4 protein-coding genes are annotated in these 3,711 nt (G+C 58.8%); 3 read left to right on the top strand and 1 reads right to left on the bottom strand.

Features of this window, described 5'->3' with window-relative positions; translation table 11 throughout:
- Positions 1-410: 410 nt before the first annotated feature.
- A complete protein-coding gene (gene ylqF / locus NW815_RS13900) occupies positions 411-1,262 on the top strand; it encodes a ribosome biogenesis GTPase YlqF (protein ID WP_414343260.1) in 852 nt (283 codons plus the stop codon).
- Positions 1,263-1,357: 95 nt separating this feature from the next.
- On the opposite strand, the gene NW815_RS13895 is transcribed toward ylqF, so the two are convergent.
- Positions 1,358-2,446, bottom strand: a complete 1,089-nt coding sequence (locus tag NW815_RS13895) for a radical SAM/SPASM domain-containing protein (protein ID WP_414330230.1) — start codon at positions 2,444-2,446, stop codon at positions 1,358-1,360.
- 101 nt (positions 2,447-2,547) lie between these two features.
- Here NW815_RS13895 and NW815_RS13890 point away from each other — a divergent pair, with 101 nt between their 5' ends.
- Both NW815_RS13890 and NW815_RS13885 read left to right on the top strand, forming a co-directional pair.
- Complete coding sequence (locus tag NW815_RS13890; protein WP_011432289.1) at positions 2,548-2,913, top strand: NAD(P)H-quinone oxidoreductase subunit M; 366 nt, start codon at positions 2,548-2,550, stop codon at positions 2,911-2,913.
- Positions 2,914-2,993: 80 nt separating this feature from the next.
- Entirely contained in the window at positions 2,994-3,419 is a 426-nt protein-coding gene (locus NW815_RS13885; protein ID WP_414389906.1) for a DUF2996 domain-containing protein, read from the top strand.
- Positions 3,420-3,711 lie beyond the last annotated feature (292 nt).

Here is a 3,711-nt window from a genome sequence, read left to right as displayed (position 1 = left end):
CGGCGCTCGTCCTACGGACAGAGCGCGGGCTTCCCTTGGCGTCAGCGGGATGGAGTCTTTACCTCGCGGTTGGGTATTCCTACCCCACGCCACTTGTCTAGGTCTACGACCCCCGACAGAACAACTGGACAGGTGGTTTCCCTTCCCCAGCATTCCTGGGTACTAAAAAGATAATGGTATAGCATGCAGGGATCCATGTATCCCGACGCTAACCCTGCGGGTAGAGCGCGGGGCTTGTTGCCCCCGCACCCCCGTTGGTTAAACATTAGGTTGCCCAGGAAAGGGATCCCAGCGGCACTCACGTTGTATTATTGGCTACTTCAGCCGGCAGGTCGAGCCTCTTTTGGGGAATCGGGCTAGATTGGATCCCACTGTTGATTTCTGCTGTCCACTTCTAGGGTTCTGGCGGCATGAGTTCTCCGGCCATCCAGTGGTATCCCGGCCATATTGCCAAGGCAATTGGCCAGTTGCGGGAAGAGTTGCAGCGGGTGGATGCAGTCATCGAGGTGTTGGATGCGCGGATCCCGTTGGCCAGTCGTCATCCTGAGCTGGGCCGGTGGCTGGGGGAAAAACCTCGCCTCCTGGCTCTGAACAGGGCGGACTGCATTGAGGCTGGGGATCTGAAAGCTTGGCAGGAGTATTTTTTACGGCAAGGGATCCCTGTCTATCCCACCAATGGCCGCTCAGGAGAAGGGGTGAATCGCCTCAAGCAGGCGGTCTTGCAACTGGGGCAATCGGTCAATATGCGGCGTCAACAGCGGGGAATGCGACCGCGGGCCGTTCGGGCGGTGGTGGTGGGCTTTCCCAATGTGGGCAAATCTGCTTTGCTGAATCGACTGTTGGGGCGGCGGGCAGCTGAGAGCGCAGCACGTCCTGGGGTGACGCGGCAACTGCGGTGGGTGCGGCTGGGGGGAGAGTTGGATCTGTTGGACTCGCCGGGCATCCTACCGCCCTCTCTGCCGGATCAACAGGCGGCCTCTCTATTGGCCATCTGCGATGACATCGGCGAAGCGGCCTACGATCCCGAACGGGTGGCGGCCCACTTTTTGGATCAAGTGCTGAGGGTGCAGCCCCAAGCCGGATCTCTCTTGCAAAAGCGCTACGGTTGGCCGGATCCGATCCCTCCCGGTGGTGCCGCAGTGCAGGAGTTGGCCGAGCGGCGGTATCAAGGGGATCCCCAGCGGGCGGCACGGCAAGTTCTCAACGACTACCGCAAGGGCTTGCTGGGGCCGCTGGCCTTGGAACTCCCTCCCAAGGCTTGAGCCCCTTAGAAGAAATCACGAAAGAAAGTCACGTTGTTGCTATGCCCACGGCAGGGAAACCGCTGCTGTGGGGCGTTGACTTTTCCCGAAACTGTCTACACTTGTCCCCAACCGGGATCCAGCCTCTGTTTCCAAGGCCGATACACCTTGAAGTAGACAACGGAACCCACTTGTCTGGCCAAGGCTTTGATGCAAGTGTCTCCACCCATACAGCGCTGGCAAACGGGATGGTTCACCTGCAGACGATTGAACCCCCGCCGCAGCGCACAGGCCGGTTGGCCCCGCAAAATCTCGGCCAGGGATCCCCCCAGCGTCACTTGCCCCAGCGGGATTTGCCCTTCATAGTCCTTGCAACAGGGCACCACCGTGCCGTCGTAGAGGATCCCCGCCTGACCGGAAGCGCCATTGCAGTATCCCCAGCGAGCTGGGATTACCCGGTCTGTCTCCACGTTGCCCCAACTGTCCAAGGGAAACGTTTCCAAAACCAAGCGGGGATGGATGCGGATCTGCTGCCAGCGGCCCGGTCGGTAAGTAGCAATCTGGGCTTCTACCCAATCGAGAGCCGGTGCATCCGGGATCCCTTGCAAAGCTCGTCTGGCCCAAGCCGAGAGCTGAGCGCGCATCTGCTGTGCAGAATCGATCACCGAAAGAGCCTTATGCGGCACCAAAAACGGGTGGGGGCTAGTATCCAGGAATTTGAGATGCACCTGCGTAGGGCTGGAGGAGCGCAAGTGCACCTGCAGAAATTGGGTAATCCCAGCAAAGTAGCGCTCCGGCGTGAGGCGGGGAGGTGCTCCGCGAATGCTGAAGGTGACTGGATCGGGAGTTTGCAGGGAAATGGTTAGCTTAGCAAAGGGGCTGCGGTTCAGCTTTTCAATGTGCTCCGGCCAGAGGGCAAAGGTGCTGCCGTTGCTGGTCAGGTGCAGGCGAAGGCCAAGCTCAGCGGCCCTGCGAATACCCTCGAAAAGGTATGGGTAGAGCAGCGGCTCCCCCATCAGGTGAAAAGCCATCACGCGGGCCAGCCCTGTTGCCGCTACTTCCTCCAAAATCTGCTCCAGCAGAGCGGGCTCCATGTGCCCCCGCCGCCGTTGCATGATCCCATCTGGACAAAACTCGCACTTAAAGTTGCAAACGTTGGTCACCTCTATGTGCAGGCGTTCCAGTTGGGGAATAACAGCAGACATAGAGAGGGCCGGAACAAGTCGAGGGCAAATAGCGGATCCCCCACAAGCGCTAGGTAGTGATACGCTGTTTATCAGGTTAGATCCGGAGCGGAGCCATCGCAATGCTGAAATGCACCACTCGCCACGTCCACATTTTTGCCGGTGAAGTTACTGCAGACAACAACTTCGTGCCCCGCGACGACCTGTTTACCCTCGATGTGGATCCGGACAACGAGCTGGTCTGGACTGATGCTGCCCTGCAAAAGGTCTATGCCCGTTTCGAAGAGTTGGTGGAAGAATACCGGGGGCGAGACTTGACCGAGTACAATATCCGCCGCATTGGGTCTGACCTGGAACATTTCATCCGCTCCCTGCTCAAGCAAGGGGAGATCGCCTATAACCTGCAGGGGCGTGCCCCCAACTTCAGCATGGGCTTTCCCCAGATCCCTGCTGAAGAAATTGTCGGCCAATACATCCCCAAGGGCTAGCTCTTTGCCGGTTCTGGACAGAGTTTTTGATTGTTCTGCATCTAAGGCTTTTACCCATCTGATTGTCGGAGCGTTTCCCCATGTCTGGAGAACCCACCCCCGAGGCCGCTGCTGCCGAGAAACCCGCTGAAGCTGCCAAGCCTGCTGCTGAGGATTCCCCCAAAGCCACTGCGAAAAAAGTTGCTAAGGAAGAAAAGCCCTTCGAGCAACAGATCACGGAAGAGGTGATCCCGGCAGCCATTGCGGCTTTTCAAAAGCGCGGAGTCAGCGATCTGGAGCTGCGCCTGGAAGGCAAGACGCTGGTCGGCGCGTTTGCAGGAGGCAAGAAGCAATTTAGCGTGCTGTTTGCTGAGGGATCCTTGAATGGCCGCAAGTTCTTCCGCTGTACCACCGAAGGATCCCCGGCCAGCACCATCGAGTCTTTTATGATCGACGAGCGGCGCGTGGATGTCAACCTATTCGTGTTTTATTTGGTGCAGCGCCTTTACGCTCAGCAGTGGTATTGAGTTCGCGTGACCTTGAAGGATCCCTGGCTACCCCTAGCCGGAGAGAGTAAGCCTGCTCGCAAGAGACGAGGGGAGGTGCAGCCGGCTGCAGTTACCGTAAAGCCAGGATCCATCCGGCCATGTTCTTTGGCATGCCCACGATCCCAGAACGGGCACCTTGGCTGCCGCCTTCCCGGAAGATGAGCTGCGCACTTGGCTCGAAGAACGGTACCGCCCCAGCGGGATCAGCCGTCCATAGTCGCGTTTCAGGTTAGGGTGAGAGGCCTGGGCTACTGATCGCGCCAGCGGGACG

Origin of the sequence: Synechococcus sp. R6-7 (genome assembly GCF_047461695.1) — a bacterium.
In the GTDB taxonomy this organism is placed as follows: Bacteria; Cyanobacteriota; Cyanobacteriia; order Thermostichales; family Thermostichaceae; genus Thermostichus.
The sequence above is the reverse complement of the archived record's forward strand: the minus strand, read 5'-3'. Positions and strand labels throughout refer to the sequence as shown.

Excerpts from the sequence above, each read along its gene's own strand:
- ylqF (WP_414343260.1), top strand. The coding sequence starts at position 411 with ATGAGTTCTCCGGCCATCCAGTGGTATCCCGGCCATATTGCCAAGGCA.
- NW815_RS13895 (WP_414330230.1), bottom strand. The coding sequence starts at position 2,446 with ATGTCTGCTGTTATTCCCCAACTGGAACGCCTGCACATAGAGGTGACC.
- NW815_RS13890 (WP_011432289.1), top strand. The coding sequence starts at position 2,548 with ATGCTGAAATGCACCACTCGCCACGTCCACATTTTTGCCGGTGAAGTT.
- NW815_RS13885 (WP_414389906.1), top strand. The coding sequence starts at position 2,994 with ATGTCTGGAGAACCCACCCCCGAGGCCGCTGCTGCCGAGAAACCCGCT.